This is a genomic window from Chloroflexus aurantiacus J-10-fl, from assembly GCF_000018865.1.
Lineage (GTDB): Bacteria > Chloroflexota > Chloroflexia > Chloroflexales > Chloroflexaceae > Chloroflexus > Chloroflexus aurantiacus.
In genome coordinates this window covers 909539-928295 of record NC_010175.1, presented here as the reverse complement: position 1 = coordinate 928295, position 18757 = coordinate 909539, and the positions used below count along the sequence as shown (strand labels likewise).

The following is an 18757-nucleotide window of genomic DNA, read 5'->3' as shown; positions in this document are numbered from 1 at the left end:
ATGACGGATACACCCAGGCTTTCAAAAGTTGAGCAGATCAAACTGGCCAGCCGGCATTTGCGAGGGCCGGTAGATCACGAGCTGCACGACGGAAACGATCACTTCAGTGATGAAGGGTATCAGATTCTCAAGTTTCACGGCATTTATCAACAAGACAATCGCGATGTGCGTAAAGCCCGCAAAGCGCGGGGATTGGGGCCGGAGTATTCATTTATGATCCGGGTGGCTATTCCCGGTGGCCGGCTTAGCCCGGAACAGTATCTGACCCTCGACCGGCTGGCGGATGAGTTGGGCAATACCACGTTGCGTTTTACTACTCGCCAGGCCATTCAGTACCACGGCGTGCGCAAGGGTGGCCTGAAGCCACTGATTCGCACGCTTAACCGTCATCTGCTGACTACACTCTCGGCATGTGGTGATGTGGTGCGGAACATTGTGGCCTGCCCTGCACCTTTTGTTGATCGTCAGCGGATCGAGCTGATGCAGTATGCGAAAGCTCTTTCTGATCGGCTGAAGCCAAAGACCCGTGCCTACTACGAAATCTGGCTCGATGGGGAAAAGGCGGCGAGTCTGGAAGAGGATGAACCGCTCTACGGTGCAACCTATCTGCCGCGCAAGTTCAAGATTGCCTTTGCCTTCCCCGGCGATAACTGTGTTGATGTCTATACCCAGGACATTGGAATTGTGCCGTGGATTGAAGAGAGTCTGCAAGGGTTCACCATTCTGGTTGGTGGTGGTCTGGGCCAGAGTCATGGGGTTAAGGAAACCCATCCGGCACTGGCAAAGCCGCTTACCACTGTAGCTCCCGCCCAGCTTTTTGAGGTTGTGGAAGCGATTGTGAAGGTGCAACGCGATCATGGCCGACGTGATGACCGCAAGCTGGCCCGGATGAAATATCTGGTTGAGAGTTGGGGCATCGAGCGGTTCAAAGCTGAGGTCGAGCGCTACGTTGGCTATGCGTTGCCTGAACCCAGACCGCTCACGTGGCTCAGCGCCGATGATCACCTGGGATGGCACGAACAGGGTGATGGCCGGCTCTTCTTTGGCCTGTTTGTCGAAAATGGGCGGGTCAGAGATCATCTCCGGGCAGCAATTCGGGATGTTGTGCAGCGTTTCGGCCTCGAAGTTCGCCTGACTCCGCAGCAGAATATCCTGTTCGTGAATATTCAACCGGCTGATCGTGCGGCCATCGAGGCAATCTTTCGCCAGTATGATGTCGCGCTACCCGGTACCATCCCGCTCGTTGTTCAGAATGCGCTGGCCTGTCCAGCTCTCCCCACCTGTGGTCTGGCAATTACCGAAAGCGAGCGGGTCATGCCGCAGGTGATTCGTGACATGAACGCCCTGCTGGATCGGCTGGGACTCCACGATGGCCCGGTTCCGCACGTCAGAATGACCGGCTGCCCCAATGGGTGTGCCCGACCCTATACCGCTGAAATCGGATTGGTAGGACGCAGCCTGAATTCTTACACCATTTATCTGGGTGGCAGTCCTTTGGGAACCCGCCTGGGAGAAGTCTATCTCGATAATGTCAAGCGCGAGGAGATTGTCGCGCGGCTGGAACCGATATTGCTACTCTATCAGCGCGAACGCAACCCGGGCGAGTCCTTTGGTGATTTCTGCCATCGGCTGGGCAGTGCAACCTTGCAACACCTTGCCGGGCAGAACGAATAACAAACCATCGGGGGTAACAGCAATGCGTTACCCCCGGTTCCTGACGGATATGGTGTTGTTGTGCGGATATTTGTCAACCGACCATCTCACGAGCGGAAGACGCTCAACGCCATATAAAACGAGACACACCAGTTCGGGGCATCAACGATCTGGCTAATGCGTAGATCACCGGCCAGACTGCACAGCACGTAAGCATCTTCACGGCTCAGGTGATAATTATCGGTAAGCCATTCAATCATATCGCGCACCGCATTGCGGGCGTTCTCCATCAGATCGGGGCCGATAGCCGTCGTCACGTAATACCCACGAGCATCGTATGCCGGCTGAATCGGTCCGGGTGGCGTGTAGAAGTGGTAGCGCCACGGCTTCAAGGAACGACCCTTGATCACATTGAAGCGCAGCGAGAATTGCATCGGGCACTCGATACCGGTGACGCACACTTCACCATCGCCCTGCGCTGCATGGCAATCGCCTGCCGAGAAAAGGGCGCCCGGCACGAAGACCGGCAGGTAGAGTTTGGCACCAACATTCAGATGGCGGGTATCAATATTGCCGCCCCCTTTGCCGGTTGGCAACACATCGAAGGCGCCAGGTTCGTCAAGGGCAACCCCCATCGTGCCACAGAATGGCTGAAGCGGAATATGGATGTCATCGCGGAGGGGAGCAGTCTGGCCGTTGCTCAGGTCGAAATGGCGGATATACGGTGCTGTGAAGTCTTGGGCCAGCAACCCTAGACCGGGAATGATACCCGTCCAGCCCCAATCGAGTGGTTGCAGACGCAGAATCTCAACTTCCAGAATATCGCCGGGCATGGCATCTTTGACAAAGATCGGACCGGCCAGCGGGTAGAGTTGTCCAAAGTCGAGATTGAGTAACACGCTGGCATCGCAGCCGGGTGTCACCTGATTATTCGTTACCTCTGCCGTTTCACAGTGTACGACGTCGCCAGAAGCGATCTCGATTGCCGGGGGTAAGCTGTTGTCCCACTTGTGATGAACTTTGCCTTTTTCCAGGACGTGCTCAGCCATGGTAATCCCCTTCTGTTGCTACACACTTCATCCAATGACCATGCAGGTAATTGTGCGCTTGATCCCGCTAATGGCGTGGATTTCACTCATCACCAACCGCCCAATCTGGCGTGGATCAGGCGTTTGCACGGTTGCCACAATGTCGTAGGGGCCAGTCACAGCATCGACTGCAATCAGGCCATCAATGGCGCGCAACGCGGTCAATACTTCACCGATCTTGCCCGACTCAGCCTCGATCAAGACATACGCTCGCGCTTCCATGACAATGCTCCTCTCTTGATTACGGTCGTGCAACGGCGCTCAACAGTTCGCGAATATACGCAGCGGCACCACTCACCCGGTCTTCAGGTGGCAGACGTTCCAGGCGATCAATCAAGGCACTGCCAACAATTGCTCCATCGGCAATCCTGGCTACTTCAGCAATATGCGCTGGCTGGCTGATCCCAAAACCGACAACCAGTGGCAGATTCGTCTGCTGGCGCACATTGGCAATCAGATCGGTCAGATTCCCGGCTAAAGTCTGCCGGGCACCGGTCACACCGGTTAGCGAGACGATGTAAAGAAAGCCACTGGCCTGGGCAGTGATCTGGCTGATCCGGGCCGGTGGGGTGGTGGGGGCGATGAACATTATCAGGTCGAGCTGGTGAGCAGCGGCAAGCTGACGGAGATCATCTGCTTCTTCGAGCGGCAGATCGGGAATAATCCAGCCATCGCCACCGGCTGCCGCCAGAGCGGCACAGGCGCGTTCGAGACCGTAACGGAGCAACGGGTTGTAGTACCCCATCAACAGCAGGGGGGCCGCCACCCGACGGGCCCGTAATTCGGCGACCGTTGCAATACAATCGGCAATCGTAATCCCGTTTTCCAGAGCGCGCTGGGTCGCCCGCTGAATGGTCGTGCCGTCTGCCAGCGGATCGGAGAAGGGGATGCCCAATTCAAACAGACTGGCGCCGGCTGCTTCGAGGGCCGGTACCAGTTCAAGGGTGCTGGTGCGTTCGGGAAAACCTACGGTCAGGTATGGCATTAGCGCAATACGCCCCGCAGCGCGGAGTCTGGCAAATGTTTCGGCTATTCGGCTCATAGTGTGTTCTACAGGTAGAGAGGTCAATCGCTGTACCTGACATCATACCACAGGTTCGGGCATGCGCCATGGTGTGGACAAAGAGTGTGTTCTGGCCGGGGTACCTGAACTGGATCAGAGGTGTGACGATACATCGGCGAGCAACTGTGTCATGTTGTATACAGCGAGCTATGGGAAGTCTGAATGTGTCAGGGCTATCGGTGGATGACCATTGCGCTCACCAAGGCAAGACAGTGCATCACGGCGTGTTAAAAGCCGAGGTTCATGTAATGGTGGTGTAAACTGAACCGACCCCACCTTATCTTCGCATGACATGGCGTGCTATAATACGACACAACACCGCGCTCTAGCCCAAGGAGCTGGAACATGGCAATGGCAGATACATTGCTACGCCCATTTCGTCAGGCCCAACACTGGCTGGCTGCCCGTCCTCGTTTGCGGATGTGGCTGCGGGTATTGCGCCTGAGCCTCTTCCAATTTGGGATGGGACTCTCGCTGGCACCGCTGACCGGTACGCTCAACCGTGTGCTGATTAACGAGTTAGGGATTGCAGCGTTCCTGGTAGGTTCATTACTGGCTCTCCACTACTTTATCTCACCGGCCCGCGCCATTGTCGGATTCAAGTCGGATGTTCATCGAGCTGCCGGACGCTGGCGTACCCCCTATCTGGTACTTGGTGCGATGCTGACCTACGGTGGCCTGGCGACTGCTCCCTTCTCGCTGATTCTGCTGAGTGGTGAAGGCTACTTACCATTCCCGTTAGCGGTCATTGTTTGTTTTGCGATCTTCTTCGCCTACGGTCTGGGCGTGAACATTGCCGAGACGATCTATCTCGCTATTGTCAGTGATGTGACGCCGGTAGAAGAGCGTGGTCGGGTGTTGAGTCTGCTCTGGGTGGCGCTAGTCTTGGGAACGATTGTCGGTTCGTTGCTGATCGGTGAACTGTTGATCGACTATAGCCATACCCGGTTGATCCAGGTGATGCAGGGATCGGCGTTAGCCTTTGTATTCCTGACCTTCCTGTCAATGCTCGATCAAGAGCGGTTGAAGCCGAATGGCGAGCTGGTTGATTTCACGCCGGTACGGGTGCGCGAGACGCTTGGTGAGTCGTTGCGCATGCTGGCAGCGCAGCGCCCGCTGCGGAACCTGTTCATCGTGCTGGCACTGGCCACGACCGGCTTTGCTGTGCACGATGTGCTGCTCGAACCATACGGCGGTCAGGTGTTGGGGATGAGCGTGGCCGAGACGACGCGCCTGACTGCGGTGTGGGGCGGTGGGATGTTGACCGCGATTGTCTTAACCGGCTGGCTGCTCTGGCGTGGTCATCCGGCGTTGCGGATGCTGGGAGGCGCTTCGATCCTGGGTGTGGCCGGTTTTGCGACCATCAGCCTGGCCAATACTCCCGATCACGTTGGACAATTCCTGGGAGGGATTGCTCTGATCGGAATGGGGCGCGGTATGCTAATTGTCGGTGGCCTTGCGCTGGTGATGGGGTTGTGTGACCGTTCCCACGCCGGTCTGTTCCTTGCCCTGTGGGGTATTACCCAGGCGCTATCGCAAGGGGTCGGAACGATTGCTGCCGGTCTGGCCCGCGATATTATCGGCAGAATGAGTGGCGTGGTTGCCAGTGGCTATATTGCTGTCTATCTGAGTGCGTTGCTGCTGATTGCGGTAGCCGGGTTGCTGCTCCTCGTCCTCAGTTTGCGCGGTCAGCTCCGCGCCGAGCAGGTGCGTTCGCCGTGGAGCAGCCTCGAACAGGTGAATGCCGATCAGATTATTTTCTAAGTCGCTTTTCAGCGCGAACGCCCCCGGCGGTTCTATCCCACCGGGGGCGTTGCCTTCCTCAGTCAGCTTGTCGTCGCCAGATCAGGCCGAGACCGATCACGATCAAGACCAGCGGCCAGACCCAACCAGCCTGATTGAAGATCACCTCCAGCAGCGTCACCCCACTTTCACCGATGATGAGCAACGATCCGATAGCGGCCATAATCCCGCCGGGAATGAAGGGCCACCAGACCCGTTCATTCGCGAAGAGTGCACTTAAGAGCGGGATCGCTGCCCAGCCGACCGCAAAGGAGAGCAGGAATACGCCACTTTCAGCCTCTTCGGCCAGCGGCAGCACATCGGTCAGAATGGCACCCAGGCCGATCCCGCCAAGAATACCCGCCGGAATAAACCAGCCGCTGCAGCGAGTGCGGATGCCGACTGCGGTGAAGATGATGGCCAGTGCGGGCAGGATCAGCAATCCGGTGTCGATAACATTTCCCAACAACAGGACGACCCCAATCGCGATCAGGGCAAGACCAATCGTTGCCCGGTCGCCATGTTTGGTGGTGGTCGTTTCGGTTACAGACGTTTCGGTGGTCATTGTCTACCTCTCTTTCGCTGACTCCCTTCGCTGCCTCTACTATACAAAGGAATGGGCTGAGCCAACAGTGTCAAAGGTCAGATGTTGGTCATATCGTGGTATATGACGGTTGGCATAGTGCCTGCCGTCGGTGATGGGCAGGTGTGAGCACGAAACTCTTCCCCGTGATCAACCTGCTGGTGAGTATCAAGAACGAGGATTATTCACTGTGCGCGTCTGCCTCTAGTGCGCATATGTGTAGAATCTGGAACCTGCTTTCGGTACGCATCTGGATTGCGGTAGGCAATGGTTTGTGCCAGGTTTTCGCCGACATACCTGCGGTACAAACCTGATTGCGCTCGCAGGTGCCGGCTTGAGGTATAGTAACCAAGGTTGCTACCTTACGTCACCATAGCGGTGCGGGTCGTTGAGCGCGACGGGGGGAGGGGTGGCACACGGATGGACGCGGGTTTGGCGGATGCACGCGGATAGATCGTCACCCACGGTGCTCCCTTCTATCACCACAGCGACACGGCGGATAGTCATACCAGATGTGTGTGACGTAGTGCGTCTACGAAACTGGCTGCGACCCAAACGATTCATACCGTTCAGGTACGCTGCATGATGTTGTGCGCAGTGTCGTGCCGTTCATCATCGCAGGTAGTCTTTCGTGGCCTGCTCACAGTGTAGGTGGCAACTTGGGTTATCATAGTCTGAATAATGCTTGTTGATGCTTACGGAGTTGCTATGGTTCCCGAACGCCTGATCGCCTACACGATTGCGGTTGCCATCCTGACTCTCATCCCCGGTGCTGACACCATGCTGGTGCTGCGCAATGCCCTGGCTCGCGGGCGCCTCGCCGGTATTGCAACTGCCTTTGGTATCGGGAGTGGTCTGTTCGTGCAGGCAACGCTCTCCGGTTTGGGGTTAGCCGCGATTGTGCTCCAGTCGGCACAGCTCTACCACGCGCTCAAACTGGCCGGTGCCTGCTATCTGGCCGGGTTAGGTCTGTGGACGATTATTACCACCTGGCGACAACGATCAACGGAGGAACCGCATCTGCCCGTCGGTCAAGAGCGCCATGCCTTTGTCGAAGGTTTATTGAGCAATGTCCTCAATCCAAAAGTTGCGGTGTTTTATCTGGCATTTTTGCCGCAGTTTATCGATCCAGGTGATCCGGTTTTGTGGTCGGCACTCGCGCTCACGACCATCCACTTCATGTTCAGCATTCTCTGGTTTTCAACCCTAACCTTTGTTGTCGCCGGGGTCAGTGTCTGGCTGCGCCGCAGTGACGTGCGTCGTCGGCTCAACTATGCCACGGGAGCGGTACTGGCCGGTTTGGGAGTACGGTTGGCGGTTGAGGCGTAATTCAAATGCAACTGACCGTTCTTGTGTGGGATGGGTACCCATCATGTTCACGAGATGACAGGTGCTTGTGTCAAATCTTGAGTGATGCTGTGCATTAGTCAGGTTGTCAGACCTGTGCGGGAGCGCTGCCAGGCGTATCACCAGCGAGTCGCCAGGACGTGTCGCAGATGCACATTCGCGCTCAGGTGCCGCACCGGGATGATTGATGGCAGGGGTATCGGGTGTGCGTTACTACCACCTACGACATCCCCCCAGCCTACACTGTCCCTGCTAGGGCGGAAGCACGTTCTCAGCTCCTCCCCCCTATGCATTACCCACAACTGGTGTCAACCACGTGCGTATTAGCGGGGATGATCGCTATGGGTGCTGTTGTGGGCAACTGGCCCGATGACAGTGCGCCGCCCCAGCCGTGCCGGCACGTGCTGGATGGATTGCCGTACCCGCTTGTTATGCACGTGTCGCGCAGTGTGGAGTGCGGCAGCCATGCTGCCGCGCCAGCCGTGCTCACGATTCGGTGCGTGTCACACTGTTCCCCATCCTGGTCACGGAAAAGCTGGATGTGATCGTTCCGATCATGGATTCGGTCTGGCATGAATGAGCTACCTGTGCGTAGACGTATTGTTGCACCAGGTTCGTACCTGCGCACCAGCGGCCACGGCTCGCAACTGCCGGCGGTGGAGAGGAATGCTTCCACGCAGGCTGGAAGCCTGCGCCACGGGAAGCCACCACGGGGAGCGCTGGCAGTCCAGCCTAACGCAGCGTGACATGTGGGTACTGCATAGCCAGCGGGGGGGGTTGGGAGGGGGCGTGCTGTGTCAGGTGACGAGCAAGCCGGAGGATCACGCTCCCAGGGGGAGCTGCGCTCGTGCACAGTGGTGGAACCCTCACAACCGTAGCGTCAGGGTGAAGGTATAAAGTCTGTCAGGACTTTTTGGGGAGTGATGTGTTTGACAGTGCAGTGCTGACATGCGACAGGATCGCTCTCCTATTGGCAGTGGCGCGCTGGATGGCGATCTGGTTGCACAGGCTGGATGATGTTGGAGACGGGTGAATTGCGACTATCACAACATCATATGAGGCACGTGGGGAAAGACACCGTCTGCACCCATCCGGGGCGATGTCGGCTGGGCAACCGCTGATTATTGTGAGCGGGTCGCTTCGTACATCAGGATGCCGGCTGCCACTGCCAGATTGAGCGAGTCGCTACGCCCCCGCATTGGAATACGGACAACCAGATCACAGGCGGCAAGCTGTTCGTCCGTCAGGCCGTGCCGTTCGCTGCCCAGCACCAGGAGCAGTGGTCGCGGGTAGGTTGTGGCCCGGTAGTCACTGGCTCCGCGATCAGAGCTGCCGACCAGGGCGATACGGTGCTGTCGTGCCCAGGTCAGCAGATCGGGCCAGCTCGTGCGTGCAATCTGTTGGCTGAAGAGGGCGCCCATGCTGGCCCGCACCGCTGCCGGGTCGAAGGGGTCGGTCGTTGCGCCGACCAGGATGACGCCGCTGAAGCCGGCACCATCGGCAGTGCGTAAGATTGTGCCCAGGTTGCCCGGATCGGCTACTTCAACCAGTACCACCCAGCCAACCGGCGCCGGCGACAGGTTGGGGAGGGGGGTGTAGTGTATGCGCCCGACGGCTGCCAGGCCCTGCGGGTTGTCTTTGTCGGCCAGGCTGCTGAAGACTGCTGCACTGACGGTCAGTATTTTGCCGCCGCCAGCAGCATAGGTGTCGATCAGTTCGTGCGCAAAGCTGCTGTTGAGCAGTTCAGGGGCAACGACCAGCATGTCGAGCGGTGCACCGCATTGAATCGCTTCGGCGACCGGGCGAATCCCTTCAATCAGGTAGCGCCCCTGCTCGTCGCGAGCTTTGCGTTGCCTGAGCGCACGCAGGGCTTTGATGGTTGGATTGGCGAGGCTGGTGATCATCATACCGGGAGTACTTTGCCAGGATTCAGCCGACCGGTGGGGTCGAAATGGGCTTTGATCTGACGTTGCACAGCAAGCTGGGCCTCACCGAGCGCCTGGGTCATGAATGGTCGTTTGAGGGTGCCGATACCGTGCTCTCCCGACAGCGTACCACCCACGGCCAGCGCCACTTTGAAGACGGCTTCTGCGCACGGCCATAATCGCGCCACTTCGGTCGGATTGCGGGCATCGAAGAGGATGTTTGGATGCAGGTTGCCGTCGCCGGCATGACCAAAGACTACGATAGGCAGGCCGTAGGTGGCGCTTACCTGCTTGATCTGGCCGACACATTCGGCGATGCGGGTCACCGGTACGCTGATGTCTTCACCCAATCGGTTAGGGCGAATGCGAGCCAGGGCCGGTGCGATCACTCGTCGTGCCTGCCAGAGGTTTGCTTCGTCGGTGGCGTTGCGCGCCACTGCTACCCGTTGTGCGCCGCCGGCCTTTGCCAGTTCGGCCAGGGCTGCTGCGTCGCGTTCAACCGCTTCCGGTTCACCATCGGCCAGCATTAATAACATCGCTCCGGCATCAGCCGGCAGGCCGATGCGCAGATACGCTTCCACGGCGGCGATAGTGGTGTCATCCATCAGCTCCAGACTGGCTGGAATAATCCCCGATGCCATGATCCGTTCGACTGTGGCACAGGCTGCGGCCAGATCGGCGAAGATCGCCATGGTCGTGCGGCGGGCGCGGGGCAGTGGGATCAGCCGCAGGGTTGCCTCGGTAATCACGGCCAGGGTTCCTTCGGAGCCGACAAGGAGTTGCACTAATCCATCGCTCTCACCCTGACCGGCCAGGCCATCGCCGTAGCGGGCGATGGAGCCGTCGGCCAGTACCGTCGTTAATCCCAATACGTAATCGGCAGTTACTCCATATTTCAGACACCGCGGCCCACCGGCGTTGCAGGCGATATTGCCGCCGATGGTCGAGGCCGCCTGACTGCTCGGATCGGGGGGGTAGAAGAGGCCAACGCGCTCGGCGGCCCGTTGTAGTTCGGCAGTGATGACACCGGCGCCCACGTGGGCAACCTGTTGCCCGCGATCAATAGTTATCTGTTCCATGCGGTTCAGGCCAATCACCAGGCACCCCGGTGTTGGTACGGCGCCGCCTGCCAGGCCACTGCCGGCCCCACGGGTAACTACCGGCAGATCATGTGCAGCCGCAATCTGCATCAGGGCGGCGACTTCAGCCGTGCTGGCCGGTAAGGCGACCGCATACGGCAATGCTTCGGCCTCGGCAATCGAGGCGTCCTGCCCGTAGACCGCCAGTTGGTCGGGATGGTGGATCAGGTAACGGTCACCAACCACCTGTTTGAGGGCAGCGATACAATCGCCAGGCGTCTGGTGCTTGCGAGGGGTCAGGGTTGGATAGGGCGGTTGTGGCGGTGGGCCAAACTCGTAACACGGTTGAGCGCCGAGTGTGGCTAGCTGCGCTTTCAACGTTGCATAGCGCCGGGCGTCAGGTAATGGCGTGACGTGGATGCTCCCTACACCCAGATCGCCCCAGATGGTGGTAGCGGCATCACCGATCTGCCGACAGGCGGCGATCCCCTCGGCCAGTTTGCTGCGCGGTAGTGTCATATCGAGGCGTTGGTCGGCGGGCAGAGCACAATGCCGGCGCGCAAGCTCTTCCCAATGCCGCCAGCCGTTGGCGGGGTCACGGGTAACGGCGAGCTGATGGAGATCTGCCATTGCCAGTACCTGCTGCGACTGGCGAGTCACCACTTCTGGCAGGCCGGCCAGGGCGATGAGGAGCAATCCACCGGCATCGAACGCTAATGCCCGCAGCTCCAGATTGGCGGTCATTAGATCGGCTGCCAGCATCAACAACCGGTCAAGCGGCCCCGCTACCAGGTACAGGGTGGTCATTGCCGGCAAAGGGCGCAAATTGAACGTCAATTCACGCAGATCACCGAGGCGCACGCCCTGCCCGGCCAGTGCGCGGTGCAGGTTGTAGCCAGTTGCCCGCTTGAGGGTTGGGCCGCCGACGTGCAACAGACCACTGGCGGTTTCCAGGGTTGCTGCCCGCACATAGCGACCGATTGGCCCGCTGTACAACCGATACCGACCACCACTGTTACAGGCTACCAGTTCGGCGAGCGTTGCGTCGGTGTGTAACGGGGCAACCGGCAGACAGAGACCGTATGCGGCCAGAGCTTCATTAAGGGCGGTTGCGGTTGCGGTTGCCGGTGCGCTTGCCAGCAGTGCACCGGCATTGATGGTGAAACCTGTGGACGTGGTGGTCATATCTGGTTGTGCGCTATAGTTCATGCGTATACGTTGGTTGGGTTGCGGTCGTTGACTTACCCGGCAGGATTATAATCTACTACCAGCGCAATTGCCGCAGCAATCTCATCCATTCTGATGGCCGGTGCTCGTCCGACCATCGTGCGCAAGCGATGCACCTCAATCGAGTGCAACTGTAACAGATCAACGGCGTGTGGCTTACCTAAGCGGGTCGGCCAGGTTCCCTCCAGACGCTGCAACCACACCATACCGGCAAACCGGTCTTCCCATGGGCGCAAGCGGGCGACCAGACGGATCGGCAGATGTTCAAAAGCGTCAGTACTCACTATCAACACTAACCCTGATGTTTGATCACCGAGATCGGCCTGCCAGATCTCACCACGCCGGGGCGATTTACTTGTGCTCACTCGTTGCGACCTCGTTTACAGAATCGGCGACAGACTGATAGAGATCGAGTGCATTGGCCGCCTGCGCAGCCAGGATCGCATGGCGTTCAGCCTGCGGTAGCCGGAGCAATTGCCGGCAGGGAACAGTGTGAGCTGGAGGTGGCGGTGGGTAATGACTTTCCGGCACATCCTCGGCCTGGATGGTTTCAGGAATAGTCTCAGGGATGACAGTTTCGGCGAAAACGGCCTGCGCCACACCGGTTGCCACCTCATCACCCAGCAAACGCTGCGCTTCTGCGGGATCGATCAGCTCTTCCGCCAGGGCGTGAAGGGTGGCCCGCCGCAACCAGAGCGGTTCTTCGTGTGGCAGTGGTTCCGGTTCTGCCATTCGCCAGCCCCGTTCACCGAATTCGATCATCCACTTGCGGAAGAGAGATGGACTGATAATGTCCAGCGTCTGCATGCGGTAAAGCAGCGCCTGGATGCTCATACCGAAGTGGTGCTTCATCAAGAGCAATTCATCCAGATGTAGATGATGACGGCGCTCACCGATAAAGGCGCGCAGATCATGGGCTGGCGCGAGAAATGCCGCTGCAAAGCGAAACGCAGCCTTCTCTTCATCGAGATTGTCTTGCGGTTGCAGCACCAGATGCGCCAGCTCGTGGGCGAGATTCATCCGCCATCGCGCACCATCATCGCTCCGCTGCGCAATCACCGCTGCGGCCAGCGGATGACCGTGTTCATCACGGGCAATTACAGCAACGCCATCGAAGCCGTCAATGGTTGCGAGTTCGATAACGTGCAAGCCGTGATCTTCTAACACGTCGGTCAAATTGGCAATCGGTGCACTACCCAGATCCCAACGGTTACGGAGAGCGGTAGCCGCAGACTCAACGTCGTCCAGATTCTTCACCGGATACTCCTGCAACGGGACATCGAGTACCCTGGTGTCGCCAATAAGCCGTTGTAATCGCACCCGTTCGCGCAATGCCTCTTCGGCCAACGCGGCGAGATGCTCACTCTGTCGTTTGCCGAGCGAAGCCCGTTTACGATAGGCAACGACATCTACCCGGATATTGGCACCGTCGAGGAGATCGGTCGGTCGGACACCGAGTGCCTGCGCTAAGCGCTGAAGCACCGTCGGTGATGGTTGAGCGTGCCCATGTTCATACTTGGAAATAGCCTGACGGGTAACAATGTGGTTGGTTGCCTGAGCCAGATCGCTGAGGGTCATGCCGCGCGCCAACCGCAACTGGCGCAATCGTTGACTAATCATGGCCAACTCCTTCCTGACAGTTGACAATTATCGCTGTTCGCTGACACTTTGTCAACCAGTGTTGGAAGGGGTGGAATCTGAAAAATACAATGTTTGAACCTCATCGCATGGCAATGTGAACAGGTACATGCACCGTCTGTGGGGGCTGAACCCGCCCCTACCTGCCCAATTTGATAGGGTGATCAGCGATGGGAATATCTCAAAACGGCTCCTCCGGGAACGTGAGTATGTGGATCAGGGAAACCGCTGCATCTGCCCCTGATCACGAGCCTGGCTGATGCGATAGCGTGGCTGCTGCACTGTAAACGACGCGACACAGGCAATCCGGTCGGGAAACCGTAGCTACGGCGTTTGATCCCACTGCGTGCGCAGCGGAAGCGCCGTTCTCCGTGTCCGTGATCAGGTCACTGCTGGCGTGAGGGTGTGATCACGAGCAATAACTTCAGCAACCCGGATTTGACACCCCTCGCCTGCAATCACGTGTTCTGTCCACCCCTAAAAACATAGAGAGAAAGGGATTAACCTCCCTTCCCCTCCCTAACATTCCCTATTTCCTATTTTCTACCTCCTACTTCCCCATCCCATCCCCATTACCGGTCAATTTCGGCAACAACTGCGCCGTTAGCAGCGTAGTTAATGCCGAAGCATCGCCGCCGTCGCTCTGGATGACAATCGGGCGTGGGGCGCGTTTCATCAGTGTTTCGGCCACCTGAAGCCGGCGCCGGGCCAATTCATATTGCAGCACAGCCCGATTGTCCTGGTACGCCTGACCAAGATACTCCAGACCGCGCGCCTCATTTTCGGCCTGGCGTAGAGTTGCCCGGCCACGCGCTTCGATCTCCCAACGCACGCGCTGCGCTTCGGCCTCTTTCTCTTGCAGCATACGCGCCACGTCTTCACGGGCTTTATTGATCGCTGCCCGTACCTCGACCAGTTTGGCGTCGCGCACCTTCCTGGCACGCTCAATCTCAAGTAGCAGACCGTCGATCCGTTGCTTTTTGATCAGTTCCCATTCACGTGCGTAGGCTTGCAACTCTTTCGCGACACGCTCGCGGGTCGCCAGGTGCTGCTGATACTGATCGGGCAATTGCACATCAGGAATGTTGGCACCGGTAATGCGGACACCGTAGCGGGCCAGTTGGCGGTTGAGTAGCTCTTGCATATCACCGACATCGCTGCCACGCAGATCGTAGGCGCGTTCGGTTTCAACCCGGCGTGCCCGCTGCCGAATGGCGTCCTGCACCGCACTGCTCAGCACCAGATCGAAGTTACTGGCTCCCAGGCGGCGCACAAAGGCGACGGGGTCTTCGATCCGGAACTTCAAGAAGAATTCGATGGACTTCAACGGCACATTTTCGCGGGTTGGCGCCGCCATCACCGGTGCGGTGTACGGAATCTCGGTGCTGGTGTCAACCACGGCCTCGACCTTCTCCCACGGCCACCAAAGGTAATGACGACCCGGTGACAGTGTACCGACAATCTGTCCCCAGCGCGACAGAATACCGGTTGTGCCCTGTTCGATCTCGATAATCGCACCGAGTACAAACGACAACCCGGCCCAGATAAAGAAGATCAGCGCCAGGAAGAGCGCCAGACCGCCGAAGACTCCCCCACTGAAGACGGCGACACCGATCAGATACAACCCGATGGCCAGTGGCAAAAGCCAGCGTGCCCGTCGGCGATCTCTGGGAATCACCACCGGCACCAGTTGCCCCTCTTCACCGGAGCGAAGGAGTTGCCGGATGCGGTTCCAGGTCGCTACTGCCTCGCGGATACGCGAAAATTCACGTCGTGGCTCACTCACCGCGGTTCTCCTTTCTCGCTGCGCTGTTCGGTCTCAGTGGTGACGACTTGGGCGATCTGTTCAGATCGGGCCAGGATGCGCTGGCGAATCTCTTGCATACGGCTACGGATGGCAGCGACATCTTCGGGCGAATAGAGCTGGGTATCGGTGATGCCCAGCATCCGTTGCGCCAGGGCCAGATAGTCGATAGCTGCCTCTTCACCACCACCGACCTGCACGATCTGCGGCAGATGATCGGCCACTGCTTCCAGGCGGTCGAGAATATCTTGCTGGTACCGGTATTGCAGAATTTCGGGATAACGTGCGGCACCGACTGCCCGAATATCGAGCGCCTGCGCTTCCAGCAGGGCAGCGTTGGCCCGGGCAGTACTCTCGGCTTCGCTCAGCAACTGGCTGGCATACGCATTAGCGCGGTACGTCTCTTTCTCGCGGGCAATATCGATCTGGGCCTGGTAGGTGGCAATTTCGGCTTGAATAGCCGACAACTGCTCGCGCAGGCCGGCCAGTTCCCGGTTCAGATCACCTTCATCTTGCTCCTTACGCAGAGCCAGTTCGTATTCGTAGGTGTACGCCTCTTTCGCGACCCGGATCATCTCCGGTTTGGCGAGATCGATCCGGTACTCCTGACTCGACGGCTCGGCGTGGGTGATGTTGGCGTTGACAAAGCGTACCGCTGGCAGAAATTGCTGGTTCAGCGTGTCAAGCAGACTCTGCGTACTCTCGCCTACCAGATCGTAGATGGCTTCAGCGCGCTGCTCATAGATCAGAGCGCGCGTCACTTCGCTAACCGCATTCTGGAGCTTCTCTTGAAAGCCTTTTGCGCCACCCAGGGTAAAGATGAACGCTGCCGGGTCTTCGATCTTGAATTGCAAGAAGAGATCGACCGAGGCATTAACCCGCGAAGCGGTTGGTGCTTCCCGGATCGGCGCGTTGTACGGATATTCGCGCGTCACATTGACGATGTAACTCACGCGCTTCCACGGATCGAGCAACACTTTGCGTCCTGCCGGTGCGATCTCCTCCAGCCTGCCAAAGCGGGTGATCAGTGCCTGGCAGCCGTCGGGCACCATAATGAAGGTGTTACGCCAGAGACTGTAGGCTACATAGCCGATGACCAACAGCCAGTAGTGCGGCCCGAACAAAACAAGGCTCAGGTTGGTGAAGCCCAAGGAGACGGTATCGATCAGCAGACTGAAGAGCCAACCGATTAGGCCGATCACTACCAGGATAGCGGTGACTGCGATCCAGAGCACCGAACGCGGATCACGGGGGATCACTACCGGTGAAATAACGTTGGCGACCTGCCCGCCTGAATCGCGCTGTTGCAGATTACGGTTCAGCAACTCAGCCGCCTCATCGAGCAGAACACTCATCTGCTCGATCCGGGTTGCTCCGCTTTCGTTGCCTGAACGCTGCGAAATGAAGTCGCTGGCCTTGATTTGCAATTGATCGAGTTCACCACTCTCTAACAATTGCTTTACTGCCGTAACGCTTCGTTGGACCCTATTCATGATTCACTCCTGTTCGCTACGATCAGCTTGCAGTATTCGATACGAGATACATCGTGCAGAGGTTGCAAGAGAACCTGCTTATGGGAGATGGCGAGTAGCGGGAAGGTGTGGTTGGACGTAGAAGTATCCATGTGAGTTCAGCAGTAATGCGCTATCGGCTCTGACAGGAACGGCTATCTGTGAGCACCGGCTTCGGCCTGTACAAAGCGATCAGTCCTGCCAGCAAGCGTCACCTGAGTGGGTGGGGTAGGCGCCGGTATGACCCTGGCCTACCCGTGTCTGTTGGGTTATGACCGTTGTTCGCGTGAAAGCAACTCTTCAACTAACCGGCGGCGCAGCAATTTACCAATGAAGCTCCGCGGTAGTGCTTCGCGAAACTCAATTTTGTCGGGAACAACCGGCAGATTGACGCGCTCGCGGAGAAATGCCAGCACCTCAGCTTCGCTAACCCGTTCACCGGGTCGGGTGACGGCGAAGACGCGCACTTCTGTCTTGCCATTGGGCAGCGGCACCCCAACGACTGCGGCATCGATCACCGTCGGATGTTCGTACAGCGCCTCTTCGAGATCGCGAGGGTAGATATTGTAGTTGCCGGCGATGATCATCTCCTTCTTGCGCTCGATAATCTGAAAGTAGCCGTCAGGCAACATCCGGGCAATGTCGCCGGTGCGCAACCAGCCATCAGCCGTGAGCGCTTCGGCAGTTGCTTCCGGGTTGTTCCAGTAACCGGCCATAAGCTGCGGGCCACGTATCAGCAGTTCACCGATTGCGCCCGGCGGCAGGTCTTGACCGGTTTCCAGATCGACGATCCGCGCTTCGGTGTCGGGGATTGGCAGGCCGATAGTGCCGGCACGTCGTGCGCCGCGCAACGGATTGGCGTGGGTAACCGGCCCCGCTTCAGTCAGACCATACCCTTCAACCAGGCGGCTACGGGTGATGCGCTCGAAGCCTTCCTGCACCTCTACCGGTAGGGGTGCGGCACCGCTCAGACAACTCTTGAGTGACGAGAGGCCGTATTTGCGCACCTCGCGCACTTCGTTGAGCGCCGCGTACATCGGGGGGACGCCGGGAAAGATCGTTGGTCGTTCACGGCGGATGGTATGCAGCACGTTGTGCGTCTCGAAAGTTGGGAGCAGGATCAGGGTTGCGCCCAGCGCGATCCCAACATTCATACAGGCAGTCATGCCGTAAGCGTGCGAGAAGGGTATGACGCACAACACCCGCTCGTTGCCCTCTTCGGCATCGGCGTACCACATTCGTGTCTGATACGCATTGATGTACAGGCTGGCGTGGCGGTGCAACACACCCTTGGCGGCGCCGGTTGTGCCACTGGTATACAGAATAACAGCCGGATCGCCGGCGTCGAGCGTGGGCAACTCGCCGTCCTGACCGGCAGCCACCAGATGTTGAAACCAGAGCGCCTGGCTTGCCTGAGCATCGGGAACCCGGTGGCCTTCCTGCTCCTGACGCAGCAGGGTAAAGAGCAGACGCTGGCTCGATGGCAGATATTCCTTCAGATTGGTGTAGATCAGCCGAGGAAAGTGTAGTTCAGCCCGCACCTGCTCAACCAGCCGATGAAACATACTGAGCGCAATCACTGTTGTCGCCCCCGAGTCACGCACCTCGTGGGCAAAGCCTTCGGCGTCAAAGATCGGATTAGCCAGAACCACAATCCCCCCGGCAAGCAGGACGCCGAAGTAGGCAATGACGGACTGGGGAATATTGGGTAACAGGATGACCACCCGCTCGCCCGGTTGAAAGCCGGTACCGAGCAGGCCACGGGCAAACCGGTTGGTCTCTGCCCATAGTCGGGCGTAGCTGAGCGTGCGACCGTAAAAGGCGATGGCAGTGGCGTCTGCAAAGCGCTCGGCGGCCTGTTGCAACAGCACCGGCAACGGCTCTGGTTTCAGGTCAAGCGTTGCCGGCACACCCGGATCGTAATGGCGAAGCCATGGACGACTGGTAAAGAGATCGGTCATGCAACTATCCCTTACAATGCTGGTGAGGGAAGACCTGGCAGTTTCGATTATCAGCCGTGACTCTGCTGGTGTCAATAGCAATTTAGTGATGTACGG

Annotated in this window: 15 protein-coding genes; 3 read left to right on the top strand and 12 right to left on the bottom strand. The window is 58.4% G+C overall.

Annotated elements, in window-relative coordinates; all coding sequences use genetic code 11:
- A complete protein-coding gene (locus CAUR_RS03565) occupies positions 1-1674 on the top strand; it encodes an NADPH-dependent assimilatory sulfite reductase hemoprotein subunit (protein ID WP_012256582.1) in 1674 nt (557 codons plus the stop codon).
- Positions 1675-1760: 86 nt separating this feature from the next.
- Here the strand turns inward: CAUR_RS03565 and CAUR_RS03560 are convergent, their stop codons facing one another.
- From CAUR_RS03560 to trpA, 3 genes are read right to left on the bottom strand one after another with little or no spacing between them, the layout of a single operon-like run.
- On the bottom strand, positions 1761-2702 hold the full coding sequence (locus CAUR_RS03560; RefSeq protein WP_012256581.1) for an acetamidase/formamidase family protein: 942 nt from the start codon (positions 2700-2702) through the stop codon (positions 1761-1763).
- 27 nt (positions 2703-2729) lie between these two features.
- Positions 2730-2963 (bottom strand): Lrp/AsnC family transcriptional regulator, encoded by a 234-nt coding sequence (locus tag CAUR_RS03555; RefSeq protein ID WP_012256580.1) that lies wholly within the window; start codon positions 2961-2963, stop codon positions 2730-2732.
- 19 nt (positions 2964-2982) lie between these two features.
- On the bottom strand, positions 2983-3783 hold the full coding sequence (gene trpA / locus CAUR_RS03550) for a tryptophan synthase subunit alpha (protein WP_012256579.1): 801 nt from the start codon (positions 3781-3783) through the stop codon (positions 2983-2985).
- Positions 3784-4149: 366 nt separating this feature from the next.
- Between trpA and CAUR_RS03545 the strand changes: the two genes are divergently transcribed.
- The gene (locus CAUR_RS03545; protein ID WP_012256578.1) at positions 4150-5568 is read left to right on the top strand and encodes a BCD family MFS transporter; all 1419 of its coding nucleotides are present in this window, start codon (positions 4150-4152) and stop codon (positions 5566-5568) included.
- 58 nt (positions 5569-5626) lie between these two features.
- Here the strand turns inward: CAUR_RS03545 and CAUR_RS03540 are convergent, their stop codons facing one another.
- The gene (locus CAUR_RS03540; protein ID WP_012256577.1) at positions 5627-6151 is read right to left on the bottom strand and encodes a hypothetical protein; all 525 of its coding nucleotides are present in this window, start codon (positions 6149-6151) and stop codon (positions 5627-5629) included.
- Between the two features lie 726 nt (positions 6152-6877).
- Between CAUR_RS03540 and CAUR_RS03535 the strand changes: the two genes are divergently transcribed.
- Entirely contained in the window at positions 6878-7498 is a 621-nt protein-coding gene (locus tag CAUR_RS03535) for a LysE family translocator (RefSeq protein ID WP_012256576.1), read from the top strand.
- Between the two features lie 341 nt (positions 7499-7839).
- Here the strand turns inward: CAUR_RS03535 and CAUR_RS03530 are convergent, their stop codons facing one another.
- The 8 genes from CAUR_RS03530 to CAUR_RS03495 all read right to left on the bottom strand — a co-directional run bounded on the left by CAUR_RS03530 (position 7840) and on the right by CAUR_RS03495 (position 18661).
- Complete coding sequence (locus tag CAUR_RS03530; RefSeq protein ID WP_157866374.1) at positions 7840-7983, bottom strand: hypothetical protein; 144 nt, start codon at positions 7981-7983, stop codon at positions 7840-7842.
- A gap of 654 nt (positions 7984-8637) precedes the next feature.
- On the bottom strand, positions 8638-9423 hold the full coding sequence (locus CAUR_RS03525) for a TrmH family RNA methyltransferase (RefSeq protein ID WP_012256575.1): 786 nt from the start codon (positions 9421-9423) through the stop codon (positions 8638-8640).
- Positions 9420-11729 carry an FAD-binding oxidoreductase gene (locus CAUR_RS03520; protein WP_012256574.1) on the bottom strand — a complete coding sequence of 770 codons (2310 nt, stop codon included), beginning with the start codon at positions 11727-11729 and terminating at the stop codon, positions 9420-9422. The genes CAUR_RS03525 and CAUR_RS03520 overlap by 4 nt, the downstream gene beginning before the upstream one ends.
- 32 nt (positions 11730-11761) lie before the next feature.
- Complete coding sequence (locus tag CAUR_RS03515) at positions 11762-12112, bottom strand: type II toxin-antitoxin system PemK/MazF family toxin (protein WP_012256573.1); 351 nt, start codon at positions 12110-12112, stop codon at positions 11762-11764.
- Positions 12099-13367 carry a helix-turn-helix domain-containing protein gene (locus CAUR_RS03510; protein ID WP_012256572.1) on the bottom strand — a complete coding sequence of 423 codons (1269 nt, stop codon included), beginning with the start codon at positions 13365-13367 and terminating at the stop codon, positions 12099-12101. Before CAUR_RS03510 ends, CAUR_RS03515 begins: the two co-directional genes overlap by 14 nt.
- Positions 13368-13935: 568 nt before the next feature.
- A complete protein-coding gene (locus tag CAUR_RS03505) occupies positions 13936-15171 on the bottom strand; it encodes an SPFH domain-containing protein (RefSeq protein ID WP_012256571.1) in 1236 nt (411 codons plus the stop codon).
- Positions 15168-16682 (bottom strand): SPFH domain-containing protein, encoded by a 1515-nt coding sequence (locus tag CAUR_RS03500; RefSeq protein WP_012256570.1) that lies wholly within the window; start codon positions 16680-16682, stop codon positions 15168-15170. Before CAUR_RS03500 ends, CAUR_RS03505 begins: the two co-directional genes overlap by 4 nt.
- Before the next feature lie 287 nt (positions 16683-16969).
- Positions 16970-18661, bottom strand: coding sequence for a long-chain-fatty-acid--CoA ligase (locus CAUR_RS03495; protein ID WP_012256569.1), 1692 nt, complete (start codon positions 18659-18661; stop codon positions 16970-16972).
- Positions 18662-18757 lie beyond the last annotated feature (96 nt).